29 protein-coding genes are annotated in these 24,702 nt (G+C 64.5%); 14 read left to right on the top strand and 15 right to left on the bottom strand.

Features of this window, described 5'->3' with window-relative positions; genetic code table 11:
* The first annotated feature begins 11 nt into the window (after positions 1-11).
* Both A3E1_RS0105920 and A3E1_RS0105915 read left to right on the top strand, forming a co-directional pair.
* Positions 12-551, top strand: a complete 540-nt coding sequence (locus tag A3E1_RS0105920) for an XdhC family protein (RefSeq protein ID WP_020519827.1) — start codon at positions 12-14, stop codon at positions 549-551.
* A gap of 98 nt (positions 552-649) precedes the next feature.
* A complete protein-coding gene (locus A3E1_RS0105915; RefSeq protein WP_020519826.1) occupies positions 650-1,906 on the top strand; it encodes a Gfo/Idh/MocA family protein in 1,257 nt (418 codons plus the stop codon).
* A 179-nt stretch (positions 1,907-2,085) separates the two neighbouring features.
* Here the strand turns inward: A3E1_RS0105915 and A3E1_RS48795 are convergent, their stop codons facing one another.
* On the bottom strand, positions 2,086-2,208 hold the full coding sequence (locus tag A3E1_RS48795) for a hypothetical protein (RefSeq protein WP_281167362.1): 123 nt from the start codon (positions 2,206-2,208) through the stop codon (positions 2,086-2,088).
* A gap of 87 nt (positions 2,209-2,295) precedes the next feature.
* Here A3E1_RS48795 and A3E1_RS0105905 point away from each other — a divergent pair, with 87 nt between their 5' ends.
* On the top strand, positions 2,296-2,535 hold the full coding sequence (locus A3E1_RS0105905; protein ID WP_157631329.1) for a DUF6289 family protein: 240 nt from the start codon (positions 2,296-2,298) through the stop codon (positions 2,533-2,535).
* 1 nt (position 2,536) lies between these two features.
* On the opposite strand, the gene A3E1_RS0105900 is transcribed toward A3E1_RS0105905, so the two are convergent.
* Positions 2,537-3,670: a thiolase family protein gene (locus A3E1_RS0105900; RefSeq protein ID WP_020519823.1), complete on the bottom strand. Its 1,134-nt coding sequence runs from the start codon at positions 3,668-3,670 to the stop codon at positions 2,537-2,539.
* 37 nt (positions 3,671-3,707) lie between these two features.
* On the opposite strand from A3E1_RS0105900, the gene A3E1_RS0105895 reads away from it, so the two are divergent.
* Positions 3,708-4,073, top strand: a complete 366-nt coding sequence (locus A3E1_RS0105895) for a PH domain-containing protein (RefSeq protein ID WP_020519822.1) — start codon at positions 3,708-3,710, stop codon at positions 4,071-4,073.
* Here the strand turns inward: A3E1_RS0105895 and A3E1_RS0105890 are convergent.
* The 3 genes from A3E1_RS0105890 to A3E1_RS0105880 are packed head-to-tail and all read right to left on the bottom strand — an operon-like array spanning position 4,070 to position 7,052.
* Complete coding sequence (locus A3E1_RS0105890) at positions 4,070-4,900, bottom strand: carbohydrate ABC transporter permease (RefSeq protein WP_020519821.1); 831 nt, start codon at positions 4,898-4,900, stop codon at positions 4,070-4,072. The two genes, A3E1_RS0105895 and A3E1_RS0105890, sit on opposite strands and share 4 nt — an antisense overlap.
* Entirely contained in the window at positions 4,897-5,778 is an 882-nt protein-coding gene (locus A3E1_RS0105885; protein WP_020519820.1) for a carbohydrate ABC transporter permease, read from the bottom strand. Before A3E1_RS0105885 ends, A3E1_RS0105890 begins: the two co-directional genes overlap by 4 nt.
* Positions 5,779-5,780: 2 nt before the next feature.
* The gene (locus A3E1_RS0105880; RefSeq protein WP_020519819.1) at positions 5,781-7,052 is read right to left on the bottom strand and encodes an ABC transporter substrate-binding protein; all 1,272 of its coding nucleotides are present in this window, start codon (positions 7,050-7,052) and stop codon (positions 5,781-5,783) included.
* A gap of 77 nt (positions 7,053-7,129) precedes the next feature.
* Here A3E1_RS0105880 and A3E1_RS39135 point away from each other — a divergent pair, with 77 nt between their 5' ends.
* Positions 7,130-8,266, top strand: a complete 1,137-nt coding sequence (locus A3E1_RS39135; RefSeq protein WP_020519818.1) for an ROK family transcriptional regulator — start codon at positions 7,130-7,132, stop codon at positions 8,264-8,266.
* A gap of 146 nt (positions 8,267-8,412) precedes the next feature.
* On the opposite strand, the gene A3E1_RS0105870 is transcribed toward A3E1_RS39135, so the two are convergent.
* Entirely contained in the window at positions 8,413-9,384 is a 972-nt protein-coding gene (locus A3E1_RS0105870) for a LacI family DNA-binding transcriptional regulator (RefSeq protein ID WP_020519817.1), read from the bottom strand.
* Between the two features lie 73 nt (positions 9,385-9,457).
* Here A3E1_RS0105870 and A3E1_RS0105865 point away from each other — a divergent pair, with 73 nt between their 5' ends.
* On the top strand, positions 9,458-10,450 hold the full coding sequence (locus A3E1_RS0105865; protein WP_020519816.1) for an ROK family protein: 993 nt from the start codon (positions 9,458-9,460) through the stop codon (positions 10,448-10,450).
* 4 nt (positions 10,451-10,454) lie between these two features.
* Positions 10,455-10,871, top strand: a complete 417-nt coding sequence (locus A3E1_RS39130; RefSeq protein WP_020519815.1) for a hypothetical protein — start codon at positions 10,455-10,457, stop codon at positions 10,869-10,871.
* Here A3E1_RS39130 and A3E1_RS0105855 read toward each other — a convergent pair.
* Positions 10,828-11,277, bottom strand: a complete 450-nt coding sequence (locus tag A3E1_RS0105855) for a VOC family protein (protein ID WP_026208125.1) — start codon at positions 11,275-11,277, stop codon at positions 10,828-10,830. The genes A3E1_RS39130 and A3E1_RS0105855 overlap by 44 nt on opposite strands.
* A gap of 49 nt (positions 11,278-11,326) precedes the next feature.
* Here A3E1_RS0105855 and A3E1_RS0105850 point away from each other — a divergent pair, with 49 nt between their 5' ends.
* From A3E1_RS0105850 to A3E1_RS44465, 4 genes are all read left to right on the top strand, one after another.
* Positions 11,327-11,512, top strand: a complete 186-nt coding sequence (locus tag A3E1_RS0105850; protein ID WP_020519813.1) for a hypothetical protein — start codon at positions 11,327-11,329, stop codon at positions 11,510-11,512.
* 76 nt (positions 11,513-11,588) lie between these two features.
* Positions 11,589-12,425 (top strand): DUF4397 domain-containing protein, encoded by an 837-nt coding sequence (locus tag A3E1_RS0105845; RefSeq protein ID WP_245571083.1) that lies wholly within the window; start codon positions 11,589-11,591, stop codon positions 12,423-12,425.
* The gene (locus A3E1_RS0105840; protein WP_083929370.1) at positions 12,338-13,015 is read left to right on the top strand and encodes a class F sortase; all 678 of its coding nucleotides are present in this window, start codon (positions 12,338-12,340) and stop codon (positions 13,013-13,015) included. Before A3E1_RS0105845 ends, A3E1_RS0105840 begins: the two co-directional genes overlap by 88 nt.
* 29 nt (positions 13,016-13,044) lie before the next feature.
* Positions 13,045-14,517 (top strand): serine/threonine-protein kinase, encoded by a 1,473-nt coding sequence (locus tag A3E1_RS44465; RefSeq protein WP_020519810.1) that lies wholly within the window; start codon positions 13,045-13,047, stop codon positions 14,515-14,517.
* Here A3E1_RS44465 and A3E1_RS0105830 read toward each other — a convergent pair.
* Both A3E1_RS0105830 and A3E1_RS0105825 read right to left on the bottom strand, forming a co-directional pair.
* Positions 14,482-14,952 carry a hypothetical protein gene (locus tag A3E1_RS0105830; protein WP_211215857.1) on the bottom strand — a complete coding sequence of 157 codons (471 nt, stop codon included), beginning with the start codon at positions 14,950-14,952 and terminating at the stop codon, positions 14,482-14,484. The genes A3E1_RS44465 and A3E1_RS0105830 overlap by 36 nt on opposite strands.
* A gap of 49 nt (positions 14,953-15,001) precedes the next feature.
* Positions 15,002-18,121 carry a GH92 family glycosyl hydrolase gene (locus tag A3E1_RS0105825; RefSeq protein ID WP_020519808.1) on the bottom strand — a complete coding sequence of 1,040 codons (3,120 nt, stop codon included), beginning with the start codon at positions 18,119-18,121 and terminating at the stop codon, positions 15,002-15,004.
* Between the two features lie 114 nt (positions 18,122-18,235).
* Between A3E1_RS0105825 and A3E1_RS0105820 the strand changes: the two genes are divergently transcribed.
* On the top strand, positions 18,236-19,336 hold the full coding sequence (locus A3E1_RS0105820) for an aromatic ring-hydroxylating oxygenase subunit alpha (RefSeq protein ID WP_020519807.1): 1,101 nt from the start codon (positions 18,236-18,238) through the stop codon (positions 19,334-19,336).
* Here the strand turns inward: A3E1_RS0105820 and A3E1_RS0105815 are convergent.
* On the bottom strand, positions 19,290-19,685 hold the full coding sequence (locus tag A3E1_RS0105815) for an Rv0361 family membrane protein (RefSeq protein ID WP_020519806.1): 396 nt from the start codon (positions 19,683-19,685) through the stop codon (positions 19,290-19,292). The genes A3E1_RS0105820 and A3E1_RS0105815 overlap by 47 nt on opposite strands.
* Complete coding sequence (locus A3E1_RS0105810) at positions 19,682-20,281, bottom strand: nitroreductase family protein (protein ID WP_211215876.1); 600 nt, start codon at positions 20,279-20,281, stop codon at positions 19,682-19,684. Before A3E1_RS0105810 ends, A3E1_RS0105815 begins: the two co-directional genes overlap by 4 nt.
* Before the next feature lie 185 nt (positions 20,282-20,466).
* Here A3E1_RS0105810 and A3E1_RS39120 point away from each other — a divergent pair, with 185 nt between their 5' ends.
* Together A3E1_RS39120 and A3E1_RS0105800 are read left to right on the top strand one after the other, a co-directional pair.
* Positions 20,467-21,276, top strand: coding sequence for a nucleoside hydrolase (locus A3E1_RS39120; protein WP_020519804.1), 810 nt, complete (start codon positions 20,467-20,469; stop codon positions 21,274-21,276).
* Positions 21,273-22,016 carry an enoyl-CoA hydratase/isomerase family protein gene (locus A3E1_RS0105800; protein WP_020519803.1) on the top strand — a complete coding sequence of 248 codons (744 nt, stop codon included), beginning with the start codon at positions 21,273-21,275 and terminating at the stop codon, positions 22,014-22,016. The genes A3E1_RS39120 and A3E1_RS0105800 overlap by 4 nt, the downstream gene beginning before the upstream one ends.
* A gap of 36 nt (positions 22,017-22,052) precedes the next feature.
* On the opposite strand, the gene A3E1_RS0105795 is transcribed toward A3E1_RS0105800, so the two are convergent.
* The 4 genes from A3E1_RS0105795 to A3E1_RS0105780 form a co-directional block, all read right to left on the bottom strand.
* Entirely contained in the window at positions 22,053-22,454 is a 402-nt protein-coding gene (locus A3E1_RS0105795; RefSeq protein WP_157631328.1) for a DUF4352 domain-containing protein, read from the bottom strand.
* Between the two features lie 314 nt (positions 22,455-22,768).
* Positions 22,769-23,548, bottom strand: coding sequence for a methyltransferase domain-containing protein (locus A3E1_RS44460; protein WP_020519801.1), 780 nt, complete (start codon positions 23,546-23,548; stop codon positions 22,769-22,771).
* Positions 23,549-23,684: 136 nt separating this feature from the next.
* Entirely contained in the window at positions 23,685-24,131 is a 447-nt protein-coding gene (locus A3E1_RS0105785; protein WP_020519800.1) for a pyridoxamine 5'-phosphate oxidase family protein, read from the bottom strand.
* Positions 24,132-24,154: 23 nt separating this feature from the next.
* Entirely contained in the window at positions 24,155-24,613 is a 459-nt protein-coding gene (locus A3E1_RS0105780; protein ID WP_020519799.1) for a carboxymuconolactone decarboxylase family protein, read from the bottom strand.
* Positions 24,614-24,702: the final 89 nt, after the last annotated feature.

The raw sequence follows: 24,702 nt of genomic DNA, 5'->3' as shown, positions 1-24,702 counted from the left end.
GAGTATTCGCCATGGCGCACTCCCATCTTTCAGGCGATCCGGCCTGCGCGATGGCACACGGGCAATTGCCCCCCAATGCTGAGCCCCGCACCCTGGTCAGCGTTTTTATCTCACCGGTGAGCGATTACCTGCTCCATTTTGGACGGGATCTTGGCTTCAAAACGGTACTTTTGGAACCCGATTCCGGGCGGCTCGCGTTCGCCGAGTGGCGCAACGCCGATGACGTCGCCACGGCCCCCCGCGATGACTTCGTCGACATACATACCGACATCGTGGTGACCGACCACGACCGGCCCGAGCTCGGCGCGACCCTCGACGCCCTGTTGCGGTTGCCGTCGCGGTGGATCGGTGTCATGGGCAGCGTCCGGCATACCGCCCCGCACATTGAGGCGTTACGCGCACGCAACGTCCCTGACTACGCCATTAACCGCATCCAGCGCCCGATCGGCCTGAATATCGGCTCGCAAACTCCGGCTGAGATCGCCATCGCCACGATCGCGGGGCTCCTCGCGTCGCGCAACCGCCGTCCGGGCGGCTTCACCTTCGCCTGACACCAGCCGCGGGTCCTATATGGATAGTGACCTGCGGTTGCCTCATGGTAAACGGTTACCTATAGTGGCCAGAACGTCGTGAGAGCAGAGGTGGCCTGGTGGGTGTCGTGCGTCTAGCGCTGATCGGCGCGGGTGATCGGGGGAACTCTTACGCCCGGTGGGCGTTTGGCAATCCCGGCCGGATCGAGTTCGCGGCCGTCGCCGAGCCTGACGCCGAACGCCGGGAAAGGTTCGCTACCGCCCACGGCATCAGCCCGGATGCGGCCTTCTCCGGTTGGGAGGAGCTGCTCGCCGCGGATCTCGGGATCGACGCGGTCATCATCGCCACCCAGGACAAGGATCACGCTGGCCCGGCCATAGCGGCCGCGGCCCGTGGCTATGACATCTTGCTAGAGAAACCGCTAGCACCGTCGCCCGAGGACTGTGTGCGCATCGTCGACGCCGTGAACGAGGCCGGCGTGATGCTCGCGGTGTGCCACGTGCTGCGCTACTCGCCGTACACCCAGTTGGTTAAAGAGCTTGTTGATGGTGGCGCGATCGGCGAGGTCGTCTCGGTGCAGCACCACGAGCCGGTCGGTTTCTGGCACCAGGCGCATTCGTTCGTGCGCGGAAACTGGCGCCGTGAGGATTTGTCGAGCTTCATGCTGCTGGCCAAGTCGTGCCATGACATCGACTGGCTTCAGCACATCGTGGGCCGTGACATCGCTAGGGTGTCGAGCTTTGGCGGTCTGCGGCATTTCCGCCCGGAGAACCGGCCCGACGGTGCGGCTGACCGCTGTCTTGATTGTTCGGTTGAACCAGACTGCCCCTACTCGGCCCCGCGCCTTTACTTCGGCCGCCTCCACGCGGGCGAGCACCGCTGGCCGCTTTCGGTTGTCACGCCTGTGTTCACGGAAGAGGCGCTGACCGCGGCACTGCGCGAAGGACCTTACGGGCGCTGCGTTTACGCGTGCGACAACGATGTCGTTGACCACCAAGTGGTCGCGATGGAATTCGACGGCGGGGTCAGCGCGACGTTCACGATGAACGCCTTCAATACCGGTGGGCACAGGCGCACCCGGGTCTTTGGCACGCGCGGTGAGCTGGTGTGCGACGGCGAGACCGTGACCGTGCACGACTTCGTGACCAGGACGGCCACGGAACACCGGCCAAAGACCGCCGGGGCCGACGCGGCCGGTGGCCATGGCGGCGGCGACTTCGGGCTGATGGAAGCCTTCGTGATCGCCGTGGCCACGGGCGATAGCAGCCACATCCTGTCCGGTCCGGCGCAGACGCTCAATTCGCACCTGGCCACGTTCGCCGCCGAGCAGGCCCGCCATGAAGGAGCCGTCATCACCGTCGCCCGCCCGGCTTGATGCTGATTGTCTTGGCGGTCTGCCCGGCATCGGCAAGTCACTGCTGAGCCAGCGTGTGGCGCGGCATCTCCAGCTGACGTGGCTGCGCATCGATGCCATTGAGGCGGCCCTTTGGCGAGCGGGTGTGCCGTCTAGCGCGGGCACCGGGTTGAGCGCTTACGCGGTGGCCCGCGGGAACCTTAGCGGATCAGTACGTTGGCTCCGACCGTGCACAGCACTGACAGCAGGACCGAGATGAGGACCATCGCCAGGCAACCCCATGCGCCGCCGAGCGGCCGAATCTCCATGTTCCCTATCCGCATGCACCCATCATCCCGCTTTGTGGCCCTAGCGAACACAGTCCACTAGCCGTATCGTTCCATTTACGTTTATGGATATGTGGAGGACTCATGAAACGGTTGGCATTAATAGCGGCTGCGGTGGGGCTCACCATCGCGATGGGCACGGCGCCGGCGAACGCGGAGACAAAGGTTCAGGGCGGTGTCATCACCTACGTCGCGTACTTCAGCGACGCGACTTACTCGAACCTGGTCGGCGGCTCGACGTTTAGCCAGTGTCCCGGTGACCCGAGCTATCACTGGGGCGCTTATACCGCGTACCACACCACTTATACCGAGCCGTGCCCGTGAGCTAGAGCAACTCGAGGATGGTGGCGTTGGCCATGCCACCACCCTCACACATCGTTTGCAGGCCATAGCGAATGCCGTTGTCGCGTTGGTAGTGCAGCATCGACGTCATGAGCCGGGCACCGGTCGCACCAAGCGGATGGCCCAGGGCGATCGCTCCCCCACGCGGGTTCAACCGGTCAGCACGCGCGCCGGTTGAGGCCAGCCAAGCTAGCGGCACGGGCGCGAAGGCCTCGTTCACCTCGTACACGCCGATGTCGTCAATGGACAGACCCGAGCGTTGCAGCGCCTTAAAAGTGGCCGGGATCGGGGCGGTCAGCATGATGACGGGATCGTCCGCGGCGACGACGGCGGTGTGAATCCGGGCCAGGGGCGTTAGCCCATGCTCAGCGGCGAAGGAAGAAGTCGTTACCGCGACGGCGGCCGCGCCATCTGAGATCTGCGAGGCCGATCCAGCCGTGACCACACCGTCTTGCTTGAACGGTGTCTTTAGAGCGCCGAGGGCGGCCAGGGTCGTGTCGCGCCGGATGCCCTCGTCGGCCGAAACTCCGGCAACGGGCGTGATCTCGTCAGCGAACGACGCGGCAGCAGCCTTCTCATGCGACGCGAGGGCGTATTCGTCTAGCTGAGACCGGGTAAAGCCCCACCGCGAAGCGATCATCTCGGCGCCGACGCCCTGCGAGAACGGGATCTGCGCCTCGGCGTCAAACCCCTCCTCCGCGGCGAACCGGGCGCGAACCAAGGGGCCGTAAGGCTGTGCCGTCCCGGCTGACGATCCCATCGGTACCCGGCTCATCGCCTCGACGCCACCGGCCACGATCAGGTCGGCGTGCCCGGCGACCACCGACGCGGCGGCGAAGTGGATGGCCTGCTGCGAGGAGCCACACTGGCGGTCCAGGGTCGTTCCGGGGATCGTCACCGGCCACCCGGCGGCCAGCACCACATTGCGGCCCACATTCCAGGACTGCTCGCCAGATTGCGAGACACAGCCGAAAATCACATCATCGACCAGAGCCGGGTCGACGGCGAGCGCGTTGAGCGCAAAAGAACCCAGGTCAACGGGATGAACGCCGGACAAGCCGCCATTGCGTTTGCCAACGGGAGTGCGCGCGGTCGCCACGATGACGGCATCTCTCATTGGCCCATTGTTGCGCGGCCCAGGTACCAAGGAGAGCGTGAGTGAGATTGTTTACGACCGCAAGGAACAGCTGAACCAAATCAAGAGCGGTCTGCTGGACGGTGAGAAGGTCATCGCCGTTTACGACGCCATCGGGACCGGGACCGGCTTCATCGGCCTAACCGACCGCCGGGTGATCATTCAGGACAAGTCCTTCGTCGGCAAGAAGGTCGCCATCACCAGCATCCCCTACAACAAGATCACTAGCGTGAGCGTCGTCAGCAACAAGTCGTGGGCGGGAACGTTTTTCTCCACCGGGTCGATCGCCATCAAGGTGGGCGCTCACGTTTACGAGGTGGAGTTCCGTGGTGACCACAAGAGCCACCACGTTCACAACGTCATCTTCCACTACATCTCGCGTTAGCCCTTTAGAGCTCCCGCCATCAGTCCCCGCATGAAGAAGCGGCCCAGCAGCAGATAGACCACGAGCGTCGGGATGCTCGCCAGGAACGCGCTCGCCATGGCCTCGTTGAACGGCACGGTCTGTGCCCCGGCGATGTTGTTGAGCGCGACCGTCACGGGGTTGTATTCCTGTCGCGTGAGCACGACCCCGAACAGGAAGTCGTTCCACGCTGAGGTGAACTGCCAGATCATCGAAACGGCGAAGGCCGGGACGGCGAGCGGCAGTCCAATGTAGGCGAATGTGCGCAGCATTCCGGCCCCGTCGACCCGGGCCGCTTCGATGAGCTCGTCGGACACCCCGATGAAGAAGTTACGGAAGATCAGGGTGGTGATCGGCAGCCCGTAGATGATGTGCACCAGGATCAGCCCGTCAAGCCCGCCGTAGAGCTTGAGGTCGATCATCGTCTGGAACATCGGGATGATGACGGCCTGGTACGGGATGAACATGCCGAACAAAATCAGCGGGAACACCACGTCAGCACCGGGAAAGCGCCACTTCGACAGCACGAAACCGTTGGCGGCACCCATAATCGACGAGATGAGCGAGGCGGGGATCGCCAGCATCAGGCTGTTGACCATGCCGTCGGTCAGCTTGGGCCACACTGCCCGGAAGCTGTCGAGTGAGAACGACTTGGGCAGCGACCACATGTGCACGACGTCCACTTCGGACGGTGACTTGAACGCCGTCACGAGCAGAACGTAGACCGGCATCAGGAAGAAGATGGCGAAGAACACCAGCGCCAGCGTGCGCCAGCCGCGGGTGCGCGAGGGCGTGACCACGGCGCTCATCTGATTCGCTCCTTCTTCGTCGCCCACCACACATACGGCGCGACCACGATCGTGATCGCGAGGAAAAGCATCGTCGCGATCGCGGCACCGCGAGCGTAGAAGCCGCCGCGGAACGAGGTCAGGTACATATACACCGCAGGGGTTTCCGTGCGCGGGTCAAGCGGTGCGATGGCGTAGATGAGGTCGAACGTTTTCATCGAGATGTGCACCAGGATGACGAGCGCGCTCATGATGGCTGGGATCATCATCGGCCGCACGACATGCCAGTAGACGCGAAACTCTGACGCGCCATCGACGCGTGCGGCTTCCCTTAGCTCGTCGGGAATGCTGCGCAGCCCGGCGAGGAACAGCGCCATGACATATCCCGACAGCGCCCAGCCCGCGGGCAGCGCGATCGAGGCGACCGCCCAGTCGGAATCTGATTTGTGCCACTCCGAGTGCCCGCCAACCAGGCCGAGCAGATCGTTGATTCCCGTTGTTCCCGCACCTGTGTCGCTGTTGAGCAGCCAGCGCCAGATGATGCCGGTGGCGATGAACGAGATGGCCATCGGGAACAGGTAGATCGAGCGGAAGACGTTTTCCCCGCGTACCCCCTTGTCCATAAGGAGAGCGAGCACCCCGCCCACCAGAAGCGAGCCGCCGATAAAGACCAGCGTGAAGATCAGGAGGTTTCTGATGTCGTTGTGGAAGGTCTCGTCAGCGAACAGTTCCTGATACCACTTGAATCCGGCCCAGCCGGTGGTCTGCGCCTGGCCCTTCCAGTCACTTAGCGACACTTGGGCGTTGACGCCGATGAAGTAGTAGACGAACCACCCGAGCGCTATCAGTGAGGGACTCACCAATAGCAGCCCGGGCAGCCAGCGCTTTGCCTTTCGCATGGTTACTTGTTCGCGGTGTAGGCCTTGGACACGGCTTCGGCGAACTTGGCCGATTCCTTGTCCTGCAAGAAAACGCCGTAGGCCTTCTCGATCTCGGCCTTCCAGGCGTTGTTGGCGACCACTCCATGCACGAGTGAGCCAACCACCACGGTGCTGCTGTTCTGCCACTCCTGCAGCGCCCAGGCGAGGTAGTCCTTGTACTTGGCCTTGTCGGCGTCCAGGCGCGCCGGCACGGAACCCTTGAGCGGGTTGAACAGGTCTTGCCCCTCCGGTGAGGCGCAGAGTTTGAGCCAGGACTCGGCGTGCGCCCGGTGGGGGGCGCCCTTCGGCAGGGTGAACGAGTCAGCCAGGAAGTTGTAGACCCCGGTCGACCCGGGCGATGCCACGACATCGTAGGTGTCTTTGTATTTCAAAGCTTTCGCGCCTTGCAGGTAACCGGCGGCCCAGTCACCCATCACGTGGTAGGCAGCCGTGCCCGCGAGGACTTTGTCGATCGTCGCCTGCCAGTCATCCGTGCCGACAACAGAAACGGCCATGACCTTCTTGAACGTGTCAAGCGCGGCGATGGTTTCAGCGCCCTTCCAGTCGGTCGCGCCCGTCCACAGCCCGTTGTACTTGGCCACGCCCAGCTCTCCCAGCAGGACGTTCTCGAGCAGGTGCAGCTGTGTCCACGTGGCGCCGACGCTCAGGGCGGCGACGTTCTTGGCCTTCAGCGTTTCGGCCTGGGCAAGGAATTCCGCCCACGTCTTGGCCGGCGCCGCGATGCCCCACTCGGTCAGCTTCTTCGGCACATACCACATCAGGTTGGAGCGGTGAATGTTCACCGGCACCGCGTAAATCTTGCCGCCGATCGACAGGTTGTCGATGAGACCCTTGGGGAACTTGGCTTTCCAGCCGTTAGAGTCATACATCGCGGTCAGATCTTCGAGCCATCCGGCCTTAATGTCGTCGCTGGCTTCTAGTCCGGCGTGCAGCTGGTAGGAATCCGGGGGTTGCGCGCCCCGCATGCGGTTAGCCAGAACCTGTTTCGCCTGGGTCCCAGACCCGCCCGCCACCGCCGCGTTAACGAATTCAACGCCAGTGTTGTCAGCCTTGAACTTTTCGATGAGCGCCTTGAGGCCCTCCTCCTCGCCCGGCCCCGACCACCACGAGAAGACTTCTACCTTCTCCCCAGAGTCCGTGGAGCCTGGAGGGTTTGAACAGGCTGGTAACGCTGCTAGTGCAGTTACTCCCGCACCAGCCATCAAGATCTGTCTACGGTTGAATGCTGCCATGCCGGTAACAAAACTCCGGCGGCTAGGTTCTGTCAACGGTTGGCAATACCAACGTGACCAGACCGTAACTTTTGCCAATGCTTGACATAAGTGGCACGATCGTTGGCATGAACGTGGCAGCGCGGCGGGTCGCGGAGGTCCTTCGCAACCGCGGTCCGCGCACTCGAGCCGAGCTGATCATGCTGACGGGCCTCTCGCGGCCGACCGTCGGCGGCGCTTTGTCGAGCCTAGCCAAGGCAGGCATCGTCGTTGAGGAGCCGGGCACGCCCGCGGGCGGCAGGCCAGCGGCGGTCTTCCGGCTAACGCGCAAGGCGGGAATCGCGGTCGGTGTCGACATTGGACGGCGGCACATTCGCGTCGCGGTCGCCGACTTGGGCCACACCTTGCTGGCCGACCAGGCGATCCGGCTCGACCTCGACGGCGATGACCATCCGCACCACGCGCTCGACCTGGCGGCCGCTCAGGTGACGGCGGTGCTCACGGCCGTCGGGGCGTCGCTGGACGAGGTCGCCGGGATCGGGCTCGGGATTCCCGCGCCGCTGACCCGGGAAGGGCGCATAGGTTCGCCGGAGTTGCTGCCCGCCTGGGCCGAACTGTCCGCGCGCGATGAGCTGATGAAAAGATTAGACACCCAGGGGGTACGCGTTGAGAACGACGCCAACCTGGCAGCCCTCGCCGAGCACACGTGGGGCGCTGGCAAGGATTGCGACGACCTCGTCTACGTCAAGCTGGCCACGGGCATCGGCGCCGGCATCGTCCTAGCCGGACGGTTGTATCGCGGATCCGTTGGCACAGCAGGCGAATTGGGCCATGTCACGCTCGACGCCCGCGGGCCGGTGTGCCGGTGCGGCAACAGGGGCTGTGTCGAGCTCGTCGCCGGCGGCCGGGTGCTGCTCGCCCAGTCGGGCGCCCGTGATCTGGACGAGATGGCGACCCTTGCGGCGCAAGGCGATCCGTCCTGCCGCCGCCTGCTCGCCGACGCGGGCCGTTATCTCGGCATCGCCCTGGGCGGCATGCTCAACCTGCTCAACCCCGACCGCATCATCGTCGGCGGATTCACCGCTGTGGACGTCCTGTTGGAACCGCTGCGCCTGGGCCTGGCCGAAACGGCCATGGCCGCCGCGGTCGAAGCCGTTCAAGTGCGCCCAGGTCACCTTGGCGAAAGCGCCGGCGCCCTCGGCGGAGTGGCCCTGGCCCTCGGCGTGGACAAATGATGCACGGTTCCTTTCCCTTGTGGCCCAACGGCTTCGCCAATCCCGTTCCGCGCGACGAGCCCTGCATGCCCTGGACCGGCCGGGACGCGCGGGCGGCGTGCCTCCGGCGCGCGACGGGGTTCGAGCGGGTTCGGGCAGGAGTGTCGCTAGGCCAGACCGCGCTGCACGAGGCGGGTGGGCAGGGTGACGGTCCGGGGCCAGGAGCTTTCTTTCGCGATGCGAGCGAACAGCAAATCGGCTGCCTGACGGGCCAGTTCTCTGGTGTCGTAGGCAATGACGGTCAGCGGAAGCGGCATCAGGTGCGACAGCTCGAAATCGTCGAACCCGACAAGGGCCGCGTCGCTCTTGCGGCGCCACAGTTCCTGCACCACACCGACCGTGATGCGGTTGTTCAGGCCGAAGAAAGCCGTTGGCGGATCAGCCGAATCCAGCATCCGGCCAACCGCGGCCGCCGCCGTGACCGGGTCACGCACGCCGTCGCACACGAGCGAGGCATCATAGGGAACCTCCGCCGCGGCCAGCGCATCCTGAGCACCACCAAGGCGTTCCCGCATCGTGTAGACGCCGATCGAGTCAAGCAGGATGCCGATGCGGCGGTGCCCCAGCGCCAGCAGATGCTCCAATCCCGAGCGTGCCCCGCCCCGGTTGTCCAGCAACACGGTGTCGGCCACGAGCCCACCCGCGGGCCGGTCCAGGAACACTACAGGAATGCCGCGCTCGACTTCTTCGCGAAGGAACACGTGGTCATAGCCCGCGGGCACGATCAGCAGCCCGTCCACGCGCCGCGAGCACAGATCCCGCAGCAGTTGCTCCTCGCGCACCGGGTCCTCTTCGGAACTCGCCGTGATGAGCAGGGTGTCACGGGCCGCCGCCATCTCCGCCGTCACGTGCGCGATGGTCGCGTAGAACGGGTTGGCGATCTCCTCGATCAGCAGCCCGATCGTGGCGGTCTGCTGACCCGACCGCAGGGCGCTCGCGAGCGAATTGCGGCGGAAACCCAGCTCCTCCACGGCGGCGAGCACCCGCTGCACCAGCTCCTGCTGCACGTTGGGTGCTTTGTTGACGACCCGCGAGACAGTCTTCAGGCTTACCCCGGCGCGCCGGGCGACATCGACCATCGTGGGCCTCTGGGGAACGCTCACGCGTGCAGGCTACCTTTCCCGGTCACGGATAACGGTGTACGGAGAACATATGACTGACCTGGCATTAGCGGTAGACATCGGCGGCACGAAGATGGCGGCCGGGCTCGTGCGCACCGATGGCACCGTCGTGTCCCACCGGACGATCCCGACGCCCCGGGACACCGATGGAGAACAGGTCTGGGAACCGTTGGCGGCGCTGCTGAAAGAGGTCTCCGCGGGTGCCGCTCTGGCGGGTGTCGGTGCCGGATCTGCTGGTCCTGCCGACCGTGCCAAGGGCGAGGTCAGTCCCGTGAACATCCCGTCCTGGCGGGGATTCCCGTTGCGGCAGCGCATTAGCGAGACGCTCCCCGGAGTACCGGTGGCGCTGGCTGGCGATGGCATTTGCGCGGCCGCGGGTGAACACTGGCGCGGTGCCGGGCGCGGGCATCAGGATTTGCTCGTCATGGTCGTGTCCACCGGGGTCGGCGGCGGTCTCATCCTCGGCGGGCGCCTGGTTCAGGGCCGGTCCGGCAACGCGGGTCACATCGGGCACACCGTGGTCGACATGGGTGGCGATCCGTGCGCGTGCGGCGGTTACGGCTGCGTCGAGGCTTACGCGAGCGGACCCAACATGGTTCGCTGGGCGCTGGCACACGGCTGGCAACCGTCCCCCGCCGCCGGCACGCAAGCCGGGGGAACCGGCACGCAGACCGGTGCCGCGAGCACGCGGGCAGGCGCGGGCGTGGGGGTAACCGGGGAGCACCTGGCCGAAAGCGCGCGCAGCGGGCATCCTATTGCGCGGCAAGCGTTTTCGCGCGCGGGTCACGCTATCGCCGCAGGGATCGTGTCGACAGCGGCGCTATGCGATCTGTCCTCTGTGGTCATTGGCGGCGGAGTGTCACGGTCGGCTGATCTGCTACTGCCCCCGGTTCGCCAATACTTGGCGCGGCACGCCAAGCTCGGATTCCTCAACGACCTCACCGTCACCGCCGCTGAGCTTGGCGGCCAGGCAGGTCTCGTCGGAGCCGCGGCCCTCGTCCACGAACCGCAGCGCTATAACTAAGCGCATGACCCGCATCGTGCTCGTGCTGCTTGGCGTGTTTCACCTGGCTTGGGGCGTGCCCGCGGTGGTCGCGCCGCGCTGGTTCTTCGACCACTTCCCGGGCTTCGGCTTTCAGTGGACAGCCGCTTATCCGCCCTATAACGAGCACTTGATGACCGACGTCGGCGCGGCCGCGACCACTTTCGGGGTGCTGCTTCTGCTCGCCGCGGCGGCGCACGACGTCAAGGTCACGAGGGTCGTCCTCACCGGAATCATCGTGTTTTCCGCGCTGCACTTGGGCTATCACGTTGCCCGGCACGGAGCATTGCACGGCACCGATCTCGTGCTGAGCCTGCTCAGCCTGATCCTCGGCGTGATCGTCCCGTTAGGACTGCTCGTTATGACACGCAGAACTCGTTCCCCTCAGGATCAGCCATCGTGACCCACGTGTGCACGGGGCCTTGCTTGCCTTCCCAGAGGCGGCGGGCGCCCAGGCCGGTGAGGCGCTCGATCTCGGCATCACGGTCTTCGGTCTCGAAGTAGAGGTCGAGGTGCACCCGGTTCTTGGTTGACTTGGTCTCGGGGACGGTCTGAAACAACATCCGCCCCCGCAACGGCTGGTTTCGCCCGCTCATGCTCGCCTCGGGATCGCGGATGGCGGCGGCGGTCTTGAAGACCAGGCGGCCGTCGACCTCGATCGCCTTGTCTTCGGGCAGCTGCCCGGAAGCTAACAGCTGCTTGATGAAGTCATCGTGATGCTCGATATCCCAGCCGAGCGCGGCGCTCCAGAAGGCGGCAAGCCGGTGCGGATCGGCACAGTCGACAACAACCTGAAAATTCACTCCCATGCCCGGCAAGCTATCGGCACCCACCGACAAAAATGTCAGACTCACCCGCATGAGTAACGGCATTCGCATAACCCTGGGCATCGTCGCGACCCTCGTCGGGCTGGTCTGGATCGGGCAGGGCCTCAATATCCTGCCGGGCAGCAGCATGACCGGCGATATGAAGTGGGCTTACATCGGTGGCGTAGTCGCCCTGGTGGGACTGGTGCTGCTGTTCATGGGAAAACGGAAAGCTTAAGCCACAATTGGCACAAACATCGGGTGAATGGCCTATATCAATGTGCCCGTTCGTCCGGCAGGGTTCTCCCGTGCACGTGACGCTATTCAGAGCAATTGCGGTGCTGGCCGCGGCAGCACTGTCCACTGTGGGCGCGGTGCCGGCCCAAGCGGCCACGATTGGCTACGTCCGGCTCGCGCACCTGTCCCCCGATACCCCCAATGTGGACGTCTACCTCAGTTCGCAGACAGGGGCGATCAAGGAGCAGGAGATCAAGGGTGTCGGCTACGGGGTGATGTCGCAATATCTGCGGCTGCCCGTGGGCGGCTACACGGTCGCGATGCGAAAATCGGGCGCCCCGAAGACCGATCCGCCGGTGCTCACCACGCAGGTGAGCGTCACTGACGGCAGTGCCCAGACCGTGGCCGGGGTCGGCCGTTACAGCGAGCTGGGCTTGAAGGTCCTGAAAGATGACCTGACCCTGCCCACTGGCAACAAGAGCAAGGTCCGCATCATTCAGGCCTCAGTGCAGGTGCCGCTGCTGGGCGTTTTGGCCAACGGCAGCACCGTCGCCGACAACGTCGCCTTCGCGACGACGACCGACTATCAGCTGGTGAACCCGGGGTCCTTACAGCTGCAGATCCGCCCCGCCGATGGCCGTCCGGCCACGAATATCGCCGCCAACCTGGGCAACGGCAACGTCTACTCGTTGCTGATCCTCGACTCAGGTAACAACACGCTCAAGACCGAGCTGCGTAAGGATGCCACCCGCCAAGGTGGGCTTCCCGACGGCGGAGTGGACACGGGCGGTGGTGGCATGGCCGGTGCATCTGATACGAATCGGGTATGGCTGATCGGAGCGGGCATGGTGCTGGCCCTGATCGTGGCCGGCTCCTTCCTCGTGATCAGGCGCCGTCGATCAACCGTGTTGTAAGACATCGCCGCGCTGGGGTCAAGGGCTGGGTAACCGCCCTGATCGCCAGCGCGGCTCTCATCGCGGCGCCCTTCGTCGTGCCGGCTTCCCGGGCGATCTTCCAGGACGCGCCCCCGCCGCCAGAAAGCGTCGTTGAGTTCAGTCAGGTGCTCACAGGGCCGCCGTCTCGCCTGCGCATTCCCGCGATCGGTGTGGATGCCCAGCTGGTGCGGCTCAAGCTCGACCGGTCCGGCAAACTCGAAGCGCCAGAAGACTTTCACACCCCAGGGTGGTACGCCGATGGCACCGCCCCAGGCGACTCCGGTCCCGCGGTCATCGCCGGGCATCTCGATTCACTTGATGGCAAAGCGGTCTTTTACCGGCTACATGAGCTGAAACCAGCAGATGTCATCGAGATTGAGCGAGACGGCCAATGGTTGTCCTTTCATGTAACGGCGGCCCACCGCTACGCTAAGAGCCGATTCCCAACCGCTGAGGTGTATGGGCCGACACCGGACGCGCAGTTGAGGCTGATTACCTGCGGCGGCGGATTCGACAAGGAACGGCGGTCCTACTACGACAATGTCGTGGTGTTCGCGGTGGCCGCGTAAAGCTTGGTAGCAGCAATCACTGGGGAGCCATGACTGAGCAGCGTTTCGGGCTCATCGCGGACCGCTATCTGCTGCGTGACCAGTTAGGTCACGGGGGGATGGGCCGGGTCTGGCTGGCGCGTGACGAGATGCTTGACCGTGAAGTGGCCATCAAAGAGGTCGCTCCCCCGACGGTCCTGACCGAGGAAGAAAGCGAACAGCTGCACAAGCTGATTCTGCGCGAGGCACGGGCCGCCGGGCGGATCAATCATCCACACGTTGTGAAGATCTTCGATGTGATCCAGACCGAGGAATGGCCTTGGATCGTCATGGAATACATCCCGTCCGAGACGCTGCAGCGGACAGTCCAGTTTGGAGGGCCGCTGCCCCCGCGACGGGTCGCCGAGATCGGGCTGGAGATGCTCGAAGCTTTGGTGGCCGCGCACGAGGCCGGTGTGCTGCACCGTGATGTCAAGCCGGACAACGTTTTGCTGGCCGATGACGGGCGCGTGGTGTTGTCTGACTTCGGTTTGGCCTCGGTCGACACTGACGGCAGTGTCACCCGCACCAGTCAGCTGGGCACCCCGCAATATGTCGCACCAGAACGGGCCCGTTACGGAACGTCGAGCCGCGAGGCCGATTACTGGTCGCTCGGGGCGACGCTCTATGCCGCGGTGGAAGGCCGGTCTCCTTACGCGCGTGAAACCGTGATGGAGACACTGACCGCGCTGGCCGTCGACGATCCCGACCCGATGCGCCTCGCCGGGCCGCTTGAGCCCGCGATCCAGGGCCTGCTGCGCCGCAATCCGAAGGAACGGCTAAAGCCCGCCGAGTTAGAAGACCTCCTGCGCGCGGTGGCCGAAGGCAGACCGCCGCGGCCCGCCGGCGATCCGCCCCGCGAACGCAGTAAGCGCCTGCTCGTCACGGCGGCCTTCGCGGTGCCGATCGCTGTGGTGGCGGCTTTTAGCTTGCTCCACCGCACCAGCAGCCCGGTCGCGAACACGCCCTCGGCTTCGCCTACGCCAACCTCAGTTCCCGCTGCGCCCGGGCTGCCGGCGTGTGACCGCCGGCCCCCGCCCCACGCCGTTCCCCCTCCGGCTGGAGTGCGGCCGCCACCGGGCGATGAGTCCAAAGCCCTGTTGCCCGGGTGGGTTTGGTTCACCGACGGCGCGACCTTCCACTTAGGAGTCCCACAGCGCTGGCTGACGTGGCGGGCCGGTGAGACGTGGTGCTTCGCCGATCCGAATAGCAGCCGCCTTTTCGCGGTCACGACGGCATCAGCGCCGATTGAAGCGCTCCCGGCGTACACCCTGGTGAATAGAGAAGAGCATCTTCGCGCCGAGCCGGAGTTGCAGTGGGAGTTCAGCTACGACGGCCCGGCGCATCGCCGTCACGCGATCGCCTTGCTCACCAAGGGACATACGCTTTTCTTCGCGACCGAGGAGTCGGATTTCCAGCCGACGCGGCAATCTTTCTACGGCGGGCTTTTAGCTTCCTTTAGAGGCAAGAAGATCCCGCGCTAGGTGCGAGCGGCGCAACCCGGTGGAGAACAGGCGGCGCAGGTCGGCCCTGGTGTCGTGCATCAGCTGAACGTGGAAGTAGTTGATGTGCTCCAGGACCGCGAACAGCGCTAGCCCCACGCCGAGGTAGGACCCGCGACCGGGCTCGCCGAGGAGACTGACCGCCAATGCGGTCAGCAGCAACGGGATATTGGCGATCCGCAGGACGCGAAAGACGCCGATGAAGGGCAGTCGCGCAAGCCGCGCGCGTAGTTGCCGGATCTTTAGCATCCAGTAGGCGGAGCCTTGCACGAGCAGCAGCGCGAACGCCGCGAACCCGGCGGCATTGGCTGTCGTGGCCGGGAAATCCAGTATGCCGAACCACGCGACCATCCAAAGTGGAATGTTGACGAGCTCCAGGATGGCCAGGTTCTTCATTCGGCGGATCGCGGCAGGCACAGAGATCATCTAAGCGGGCCGGCCGCGCGAACGCAACCGGCCCACCTGTTTACGCGTAGACCTCGATCTCGTACACCCGCGCGGCGTTGTCCGTGGTGGACGTGGGCGCGCTGATGTTCACCCGCACATACCGGGCGCTGACCGGAGTGAGCGGATGGTTCGTCACGTTGGCCGTGTTGCCGGTGACCGTCGTGACCGTCGTCCAGGACGTCCCGTTGCTGGAGACCTGAATCGTGAAGTCGCGCGTGTTCCATGCGGCGTTCTCGCCGCCGGCACCAGCGTGCCGGATCGTGACCGACTGGACGTTGAAGGCCGATGCGAGGTCGACCTGCCACCACTTCGTGGCGCCTAGCGAACACCACTTATCGGTGCTGCCGCCGGTGACAGAACCGTTGACGGCCTTGGCCGGTCCCTCGTTGGCGTTGCACGAGGAGTCCGCTGTCGCCGCCTTGTTGAGTGCCACATTGGACGGTCCAGGCGTTGCGCCACCGTAAACCTCGAACTCGTCGATCCGCGCGGCTGTGTTGCCGTTGTTGGCTGGAGTCGTGACGTCCAGCCGCACATAGCGGGCGTTGACGGCCGAGATCGGGTGGTAGGTCCGCGAGGAGCGGTTGCCGCTCACGGTCGCCCGGGTCGTCCAGTTCGTGCCGTCGGTGCTCGTCAAAATGTTGAAGGCGCCGGTGTTCCAGCCGGAGTTCTCGCCACCGAGCGCCGCGTGCTTCACCACGAATGACGAAACACTCATGCTCGATCCGAGGTCCACTTGGAGCTGCTTGGTTCCAGCCGCCGACGAGCACCACTTGCTGGTGGCCGAGAGCACGCCGTCAAAAGCCTTCGCCGGGCCCTCGGTGGCATTGCACGCGGCGACATTCGAGCTCGCTGGCTTGTTCAACGCCAAGTTGGTACCAAGTGAGGGCGCCGCGGGCGGTGGAGTCCAGCCGTCCTGGAACGACGGTGGCACATCAGCCGCGCCCGTTCCCCAAGACGCCGAAGGTGATCCGCCCATGGTGTAGGAAAGCGTCGCCCCGGCGGACAGTTGCGGCCACCGCAGGAACGACTTACTCTGCGCGGTCCCGTTGAGCGAGAACGCCTGCACGTACTGCCCGGAGCCACTGGAGGTAATGGTGATGTCGCCACCGGGCCGGTCGATGAGCACCGAGGAGAACAGCGGCCCGTGCAGCGCAAGGACATCCGCTCCCGGGGTCGGCGGATACATGCCCAGGGCACCCCAGACATACCACGCGCTGGTGGCGCCCAAGTCGTCGTTGCCCGGCAGGCCACCCGCCCCTGTGGTGAACGATTCCGTCATCACGCGCCGCACGGTCGAGGACGCCCCGGCCGGGTAACGCGCGTAGTTGTAGGCCCACGGCACGCCGTGTTCCGGTTCGTTGCCGATGTAGAAATACGGCCGCGTGAGCCCACCGTTGAGCTCAGTGAAGTGGTGATCGAGCCGTTGCTTGGCGGTCAGTGGCCCACCCATCAGATCGATCAGCGAAGCGAAGTTATAGGTGACCATCCACGTGTACTGCGACGCGTTGCCCTCGGTGTAGCCAGCGTCAGCGGCCGGATCGAGGGGCCAGGTCCACGTCGCGTCAGCGTTACGCCGGTGGATGTAGGACGACTCGGTCGAGAAGACGTTGGCCCACCACTGCGCCCGCGTCATGTACGTGTTGTACAGCGACGCGTTGCCTTGGCGCTGCGCGAACTGGGCGACGGCGAAGTCACTGGCCGAATACTCCAGCGAGTCTGACGGGTCTTCGTAGACGTAATGCCTTGATACGTAACCACTTTGCCGTCCCCGGATCGAGCTGCCCTGCATCGTCCCGCCATTCGACGAAGAGTTCATCAGGGTGAGCGCCGAGGCTGTGTCGAAGTTGGTCACGCCAAAGGCGTTCATCGAACTGACGATGACCGGGCCGGGGTCGCCCGTCATGACGAAGTGCTCGTTGGAGTTGTGCGACCACTTGGGCAGCAGGCCGCCCTGCTGGCCGTCCAGGACCATCGACTGCGCCATGTCGGCCGCCTCGTTGGGCGCGATGAGCGCGATCAGCGAGGCCCACGAGCGGTAGATGTCCCAGCCGGAGTAGTTCTGGTAGACCGTGCGGCTCGACGTGCGGACCGCCTGGTCGAAACCGCGGTACTGGCCGTTGACGTCACTGGCGATGTTGGGGTTGATGAGCACGCGGTAGAGCGCGGTGTAGAACTTTTGCAGGTCCGCCGCTGATCCGCCCGTCGCCTGAACCCGGTTGAGGATGGTGTTCCACTCGGTGTCCAGATTGGACCGCACGGTGTCGAACGCGAAGCCACTCTGCTCGGCGTTGAGGTTGGCCTGTGCGTTGGCGATGCTGACGAACGAGATGCCGACCTTCATCTGCACGACCGCGTTGCCGCTCGTGTCGAAGTTCAGGTAGGCACCCGAGTTCACGCCGGACGATGACGTCGAGCCGGCGTTCACCGTGCCGCCGACCCACGTGCCGACTGACGTCGGGCTGCGGTCGAATTGGGCGTACCAGAAGATCTGATAGGTCTTGGAAGATCCGCAGAATCCGCCGCCGGTGAACGTCCCACTGACCGTCGAGCCGCTGATCGTGAGCGACCCGCTGCGGTTGCCGGTGGCACTGCGCGAGTTGTTGATCAGGACCTTCGCCGTGGTCGTCGCCGGGTAGGTCAGCCGCATGATCCCGGAGCGCTTGGTAGCGGACAGTTCCGCGGTCGTGCCACCGAGGACAGCTTTGTAGTAACCGGCCACGGCGACTTCGCTGGCCTTGGTCTGAGTCTGCTGGTAGGACGTCCAGCCGGTGCCCGGCGAAGTGCCAATGTTGCCGGTGATCGGCAGGAAGCCGATGTCTTCGTTGTTGGCACAGCCAGCCCCGTTGAAGTGGGTGAGGCTGAACTCCTGGATCTGGGTGTCGGAGAAACGGTAACCCGATGGGGACGCGGTCGGGGTATCCGGGCTGAACTGCACCATGCCGAACGGCGCGACCGGGCCGGGCACGGTGCTCCCGCCGGCGCCACCGGGAACGGGGTTCGGGGAGTTGCTGTCATCGGTGCCGATGAATGGGTTGACGTGCTGTGTTAGCGGAAGCACGGCGGCTTGAGCCGGGACGGCAGACACGGGCAGTAACGCCAGGGTCAGGGCCACCGTGAACAGCAGGGGTGCACGGGACATTTCGTTCTCCTATCGAGACAACGTTGTCAGCGCGTGGGCATAGCCAAATACCTGGATTCGTCGATGTCAAGCTGGACCTTCCCAACTGAGTCACCAGTCAGGAATACTGTCCAGGTGACTGCCCCGATTGATCCCACTGAACTGGCCGGCGCGCTACGCCCCTTCGGCGAATCGACCATGTTGCCCGCGTCCGCGTACACCTCCGCCGAGGTCTTCGCGTGGGAGCAGCGCCACTTCTTCACCGGATCATGGGACTGTTTAGGCCGGGTGGAAGACCTTGCCGCCCAAGGCAATCAGCACGCCTTCAACGGTTATCTCGTTACCTTCGCCGATAAGCCGAGAGCGTTCGCCAACTTCTGCCGCCACCGCGCCCACGAGCTGCTCCCCACCGGAACGGCGTGCGACCGGCCCGCGCTCGTGTGCCCCTATCACGGCTGGTCCTACGAGCTGGACGGTGCTTTGAAAGCGGCTCCCCGCGCCGAGATCAGCAAAGACCACTTTGGACTGATCGAGCTGCCCGCCGTCGACTGGCATGGCTGGCTGTTCGTCAACGCCTCAGGCGACGCAGGCCCGTTTTCGGCCCACCTTGGCGATCTTGACCGCCTGGTCGCGCCCTACGCACCCGAGCGGCTGGAAACGAAGGTCACGCACACCTACGAGATCGCGGCCAACTGGAAGATCCTCGCCGAGAACTACCACGAGTGCTATCACTGCCCGCTGATCCACCCGGAGCTATGCGCCGTCTCCCCGCCCACAAGCGGCAACAACTGGCACGAGATGGGAAACTGGGTGGGCGGGTCGATGGACTTGCGTGAGCACGCCGAGACGATGTCGTACGACGGGAAATCCCACGGTGTCATGCTCCCCAACGCTCCACAAAAGACAGTGCGTTACGTCGGCCTGTTCCCGAACCTGTTGCTGTCCCTGCACCCTGACTACGTCATGACGCACCGCATGACCCCGGTCAGCGCGGAGCGCACCATCGTGGAGTGCAGCTGGCTGTTCGATCCAGAGGCGGTCAGCACGGGCTATGCCGTTGACTTCTGGGATCTGGTGAACAAGCAGGACTGGGCGGCCTGTGAGTCGGTGCAGCGGGGAGTGTCTTCCCCGCATTACCGCCCAGGCCCGCTCGCACCAAACGAAAACGCGGTCTACGACTGGATCAGTCTCATATCACGCGGATATCGCACACCAGCCAGTCTCCGTCTTCTTTGACCAGCTCGATCTCGATGGTCTCGGTGTCCGGCTCGCCATCTTCACGGACCTCGACGCGTGCCCGCACCTCAGCGACGGTGTCCCGCTGTTCGGTGTTGAGGATCTCCCAGCTGACTAGCTCCTCGTCGGAGTCAAGCGGGTCCACGTCATCGCGCTTGGCCAAGCACGTGAGTTCCCGGACTTCTTCGATGTCGCGATCCTTAATGGCTTCAAGGTAATTCTCGGCGGCACGCTCGGCGCTCGATTGTGACCACCACACGTATCCCCCGATGCCACAAGCACAGCAGATAACGAGCACAAAGGCGGTGACGACTCCGACGATCAGCCAGGTCTTCTGGTTCTTGTTCATTTACGGATGAGTACCTCTCCCAGCGGCTTACGCACAATGTCGGGGACATGTGCCCCCGGCGCAGGGTAGCCCACGGGGATAACGACATAGGCGCGCTCTTCTTGAGGCCTGCCACACACCTCGTTGAGGAACTTCATCGGGCTGGGCGTGTGCGTCAGGGTGGCCAGGCCGGCCTGATGCAGGGTGGCCAGGAGCAGCCCGACAGCTATGCCCACGGATTCCTTGACGTAATAGGGCCTGGGCGTGCTCGGGCCCTGATGCACTTCGAAAACGACGATGACCGCTGGAGCGATCTCCAGGAACGGCTTATCGGCATCTGTGCCCAGCGGAGCTAGGGCGTCAAGCCATTCCTGCGTGGCACGGCGGGTGTAGAACTCGCGCTCTTCCTCCTCGGCCGCCGCACGCAAGCGGCGCTTGGCCTCAGGATCGGTCAGCACCACGAATCGCCACGGCTGCAAGTTGGCTCCGCTGGGCGCGGTCGCCGCAGCCGCGATCGCCGCCTCGATCACGTCGAAGGGCACCGGTTCGGGCGAGAAGTCGCGCACTGAGCGGCGGCGGGCCATGGTCGCCGCGAACTCGTTCGCCACCTGGATCATCTGATCCTGGGGCAGGCGCAGGTCAGGCGCCGGCACAGTCTTCAATGACATCCCCACAGGCTATAGCGCGCCGCCGTGGCGGCGGGCATACCGTTTTGGTCGCGAGCCATGCGATATGCCCGCCTGTCCCGGGGACGTCATCGCCTCTCCGCGGGGCCGCGCTCAAGGCCGAGTAGATTCCAGCTATGAAGGTGCTGCTGGACACCGACATCGGCAACGATATCGATGATGCGTTGACCCTTTCCTACCTGCTGAACCATCCTGACTGTGAGCTTCTTGGCGTCACGACCGTGACCGCCGCGCCACACGACCGGGCCAAACTTGCCAGCGCGATCGCCTACGGCCGCGGCATCCCCATCGCCGCGGGAGCGGCCCGCCCCCTTCAGCGTGAGCCGTTACAGGAGCCGCCGTTCTCGCGACCCGGTTCCTGGCCGCACGAAGACACTTTCCCCAATTCCGCGGTGAACCTGATGCGCGAAGCCATTCTGGCACACCCCGATGAGGTGACGATCGTCGCGATTGGACCGTTGACCAATGTTGCCCAGTTACTGCATGAAGAGCCCGGGCTGCCATTGAAGTCCATCGTGCTTATGGGCGGGCGGTACTTTACGCCCGGCGACCGTCCAGAGTGGAACATCCACAACGACCCGGAGGCCGCTCTTGCCGTATTCGGCTCATCATTGCCCGTACGCGCCATTGGGCTCGACGTCACCCGCCAGGTAACCATGACCGAAGCCGCGTTCCGTGCGCACTTCACCGGCATCCTCGCCGACTTCGCCGAGCCGTGGCTTCAGCTCAGGGGCGGGGTCACCTTCCACGACCCACTCGCCGCCGCGACCCTTTTCCAGCCCTTCTGTGGGTACGAGAGAGGCTTCGTGACCGTGGATGACAAGGGCTTCACAGCGTTTCGCCCCGACCCCGCCGGCCCGCACGAGGTCGCGGTCACTGTGGACGGCCCGGCATTCCTCGCCCACCATCTATCCTTTGTCGCATGATCTCGATCTCGCGCACGGCTGAAGATGTCACCGTGGTGACCCTGAACCACGGCAAGGTAAACGCCTTAGACCTTGAGTTGTGCCAGGCGATTGCGGCGACTTTCCGGGAACTCGCGTCGGCTCCCCATGGCGGCGTCGTCCTAACCGGAGCGGGCTCGGCGTTCTCCGCTGGCGTCGACCTGTGGCGCATCGTCGAGGGCGGCCCGGCTTACGTGCGCGAGTTCCTCCCGGCGCTAGTTGACGCTTTCGAAGCGCTGTTCTTCTGCCCGCAGCCCGTTGTCGTGGCCGTTAACGGTCACGCCATCGCCGGCGGCTGCGTCATGGTCGCGTGCGCGGACTACCGCTTGATGAGCACCGGCCGTCTCGGCATCGGCATTCCCGAACTCGTCGTCGGTGTGCCTTTTCCCGCCGCGGCGTGGGATGTCATGGCCTATGCCGTTGGTGCGCAGGAAGCCCGGCGCGCCGCCTTCACCGGCACGATCTATCAGCCCGTCGACGCGCTCGCTCTCGGCTACGCCGACGAGCTGACAGCTCCGGAAGCCTTGCTAGACAAGGCGGTCAGCCACGCCACCCGTCTCGCGTCCACCATCCCCGCGGCGACGTTCCGCCTGACCAAACGCACCCTGCGCACCAAAGTCATTCAGTCAGCGGATCTGACCGAGGTCATGCAGCTGTGGGAAGAACGCGCCGCCGATGGCTGGATTCGCGACTATCTCAGCCGCACCCTGCACCGCGGTTAGCTGGCCCCGCATGTTATCGCGGGACCAGCAGGCGTGCTAAACGGTCCAATAAGCGGCCGCTTTGCCATCCCACGAGCCGGTGAACTGAATCTTCGCGCCCTTTCCAGGAACGACGTCTTTGGGAACGTCGAACACCACCACGCCGCTCTTTTTCTGGCCTGGGTTCAGTTGCGTGCTGTCGAGGTAGTTCTCCACAGTGGACGCGATCTCCGCGTCGTACACGGCACCGTCAGCGGTCACCAGCTTGGCATCCATCGGGTTGGCGAAATAGGTTTCGCCTTTCTTGAACTCGACGGTCAGTGTCACGGCGAAGAAGTGACCCTTCTTGGCCGTGATGAACTGGTTGCCAGACGACACCGGCGCTTTAGGCCCCGCAACGGTTACGGTCAGTTCGTCACCGGAAGCGGTGGTGATATTCACCGCCTCGCCGACACCCACCGTGGTGGCACCCTTGACCTGTTTCTGAGGTCCTTGATTCGTGTCGCCAGCCGGTGCGGAAGACGGGCTTCCGCTGACGCCGCAAGCGATTGACGTGACGAAGGCGAGGCCGGCTAGAAGCGCGCGCGAGGATGAGCGGACATTCACTGTTCGTTTTACCTTTCTCACGGACTGCTATCGCTGCGCGACGCTACGGGTCAAGCGAGAAGCATCGGTCTATATGCCTGGTTCCCGATAGATCCATTTCGACAAAGTGACTACGTGGATGAATTGACCTCAGCCTGTTGGCATAGTTGATTGCCCGGAGGGCCACCTCAAGGCGTCCGAAATGCAGGAGCCCAGGCGAGGGCCTCGCACCAGAATCTGGCGACGAAGGCGCCGGGGTCTTGTCCCCAGGCGGTCCAAGCCAGACTCATCTCCTCTAGCTCCTCCGCCGAAGTCCAGCCCTCGGAGACGACGCGGGAAACCACCGCTGGGTAACGGAATAGCGCCGCGGTGAAGGAGCCGAAGGACGCGGTTTCCTCAGCGGTGCCGTGGTGGATCACGCGTGCGGAGGCTTCGGCGTTGACAAAACCGGCCTCGGTCAGCAAGTGGCGCAACTGTTTGCCTACGAACGGGCTCGTTCCCTCGCGCAGCTTCTTGGCGATCTCCGTGGAGCGGCGCAGCACCGCGTTCGTGGGGTAGACCAGTTCACCGTCCCAGTCCGCGTCCACGACACCGATCACGGCGCCCGGTCTCGCGACCCGCGACGCTTCCCTGAGCACAGCCAACGGGTCCGCGACGTGCTGCAGCAGAGCACTGGCGAACAGAGCGTCGAAGCTGGCATCCGGAAACGGCAGATTCGTGACGTCGCCTGTGACGACCGTGATGCCGTCAGCCGATCGCGGATCGAGGTCGATTCCTGTTGTGGTGCCAGGGGAAACAGCCGCAGCCAGGCCCACGGTGATGGAACACGGGCCGCAGCCCAAGTCAAGCAGATCCATCTCTGGTGTGAGGTGCGGCAACAGAAACGCGGCTTGAGACGCGGCCGTCCGGCTCGCGTGCTCCGGCCTGCGGCGGCGCATTGACTCTGTTTGAGTCGCTTGCATGTTCATGGCGAATCCTTAGGAGACAAGCGCTCCCGTCAGATCCGCCTTAACGCCCTATCGCGGAGGGAGCGCAGAACTTCGACATTGTTCTGACCTCCTTTCCGTCCGTCGCCAAGCGTTCCCTCACCCTAGCGGACACGGCTTAGGCGAGCCACTGACTGTCGCGCATGAGATCCCGGCCGGCGATTTCGTTGACTTCACGCCAAGCCTGAATCGTTCGCGGGACGATGCGGAAGTAGGGATACGAGGCTTTGGCCTGGCGTGGATCGAAGCCGGCCTTGGCGGCGAAGGAATCCGCGAGTTCGTCCGAAATGGACTCCAGCAGCTCCGCCTCGCCCGTGATGAGGACGACATCACGAGTCGGCCCGAGCGAGACATGAGCTAGGGCACGGGCCCGCAGATTCACGAGGGTCGGATTTGACGATCGTGTTGACATCAGCAGGCCCGTGCCGTCCCAGAGGAACGAAAGCGGCATCAGATAAGGGGCTCCATCGGGCGACGCGGTGGCTACCCACGCGTCGACATCATGGGTGAGGCGGTCAAGGGTGTCGCGTTTGCGTTCTTCCAGCGTTCTGGCGGGTGGCAACATCCCTTGATCCTTTCATGAGCCCGTTACCAGGCCTGACCGGCCGGCTGGCGGGTGGTGGCGTTCAGCCGGTTGAAGGCGTTAGTCAGGGCGATGGTGAGGATCACCGCTGCCATTCCCTTCTCGTCGAAGTGCTTGGCCGCGGCTTCCCAGACCTCGTCCGGAACAGCTTCACCCTTGTCGGCCAGGCGAGTGGCTTCTTCGGTGAGGGCGAGCGCGGCGCGCTCAGCCTCATCGAAGTAGGGCGACTCACGCCACGCGGAAACCGCGATGAGGCGATCGTCAGAGTTGCCCGCCTTACGGGCGGTCTTGGCGCCAGAATCAACGCACGCGCTGCATCCGTTGATCTGGCTTGCTCGCAGGTGAACCAGTTCCAGCACCTTGTCCGGAACGCCGCCCTTGCGCGTCGCCTTGTTCAGGGCGATCAGCGCCTGCATCGCTTCGGGGATGACGATGGCTGGGTTCGGCATGCGGGCATCCAACATGATTTGCTCCTTAGGTCAGTTTTTTGAGCTACACCGACCTGACGAATCAAGAAGCAAAAGTGTGACAACTGTGAGCGCGCTCACACGTA

Source organism: Catelliglobosispora koreensis DSM 44566 (assembly GCF_000379685.1).
GTDB classification, from domain to species: Bacteria; Actinomycetota; Actinomycetes; order Mycobacteriales; family Micromonosporaceae; genus Catelliglobosispora; species Catelliglobosispora koreensis.
Note: the sequence above shows the minus strand (reverse complement) of the source record. Positions and strands in the feature narration are given on the sequence as shown.

Coding starts and splice junctions, on each gene's coding strand:
- A3E1_RS0105880 (WP_020519819.1), bottom strand. CDS start 7,052: ATGGCAGCATTCAACCGTAGACAGATCTTGATGGCTGGTGCGGGAGTA.
- A3E1_RS39135 (WP_020519818.1), top strand. CDS start 7,130: ATGCTTGACATAAGTGGCACGATCGTTGGCATGAACGTGGCAGCGCGG.
- A3E1_RS0105900 (WP_020519823.1), bottom strand. CDS start 3,670: ATGAGAGATGCCGTCATCGTGGCGACCGCGCGCACTCCCGTTGGCAAA.
- A3E1_RS0105800 (WP_020519803.1), top strand. CDS start 21,273: ATGATCTCGATCTCGCGCACGGCTGAAGATGTCACCGTGGTGACCCTG.
- A3E1_RS0105780 (WP_020519799.1), bottom strand. CDS start 24,613: ATGTTGGATGCCCGCATGCCGAACCCAGCCATCGTCATCCCCGAAGCG.
- A3E1_RS0105850 (WP_020519813.1), top strand. CDS start 11,327: ATGAGTAACGGCATTCGCATAACCCTGGGCATCGTCGCGACCCTCGTC.
- A3E1_RS0105785 (WP_020519800.1), bottom strand. CDS start 24,131: ATGTTGCCACCCGCCAGAACGCTGGAAGAACGCAAACGCGACACCCTT.
- A3E1_RS0105840 (WP_083929370.1), top strand. CDS start 12,338: ATGGCTGATCGGAGCGGGCATGGTGCTGGCCCTGATCGTGGCCGGCTC.
- A3E1_RS0105890 (WP_020519821.1), bottom strand. CDS start 4,900: ATGAGCGCCGTGGTCACGCCCTCGCGCACCCGCGGCTGGCGCACGCTG.
- A3E1_RS0105825 (WP_020519808.1), bottom strand. CDS start 18,121: ATGTCCCGTGCACCCCTGCTGTTCACGGTGGCCCTGACCCTGGCGTTA.
- A3E1_RS0105865 (WP_020519816.1), top strand. CDS start 9,458: ATGACTGACCTGGCATTAGCGGTAGACATCGGCGGCACGAAGATGGCG.
- A3E1_RS0105905 (WP_157631329.1), top strand. CDS start 2,296: ATGAAACGGTTGGCATTAATAGCGGCTGCGGTGGGGCTCACCATCGCG.
- A3E1_RS0105885 (WP_020519820.1), bottom strand. CDS start 5,778: ATGCGAAAGGCAAAGCGCTGGCTGCCCGGGCTGCTATTGGTGAGTCCC.
- A3E1_RS0105810 (WP_211215876.1), bottom strand. CDS start 20,281: ATGATCCAGGTGGCGAACGAGTTCGCGGCGACCATGGCCCGCCGCCGC.
- A3E1_RS44465 (WP_020519810.1), top strand. CDS start 13,045: ATGACTGAGCAGCGTTTCGGGCTCATCGCGGACCGCTATCTGCTGCGT.
- A3E1_RS0105855 (WP_026208125.1), bottom strand. CDS start 11,277: ATGGGAGTGAATTTTCAGGTTGTTGTCGACTGTGCCGATCCGCACCGG.
- A3E1_RS39120 (WP_020519804.1), top strand. CDS start 20,467: ATGAAGGTGCTGCTGGACACCGACATCGGCAACGATATCGATGATGCG.
- A3E1_RS0105870 (WP_020519817.1), bottom strand. CDS start 9,384: ATGGTCGATGTCGCCCGGCGCGCCGGGGTAAGCCTGAAGACTGTCTCG.
- A3E1_RS48795 (WP_281167362.1), bottom strand. CDS start 2,208: ATGCGGATAGGGAACATGGAGATTCGGCCGCTCGGCGGCGCATGGGGT.
- A3E1_RS0105920 (WP_020519827.1), top strand. CDS start 12: ATGGCGCACTCCCATCTTTCAGGCGATCCGGCCTGCGCGATGGCACAC.
- A3E1_RS44460 (WP_020519801.1), bottom strand. CDS start 23,548: ATGAACATGCAAGCGACTCAAACAGAGTCAATGCGCCGCCGCAGGCCG.
- A3E1_RS39130 (WP_020519815.1), top strand. CDS start 10,455: ATGACCCGCATCGTGCTCGTGCTGCTTGGCGTGTTTCACCTGGCTTGG.
- A3E1_RS0105815 (WP_020519806.1), bottom strand. CDS start 19,685: ATGAACAAGAACCAGAAGACCTGGCTGATCGTCGGAGTCGTCACCGCC.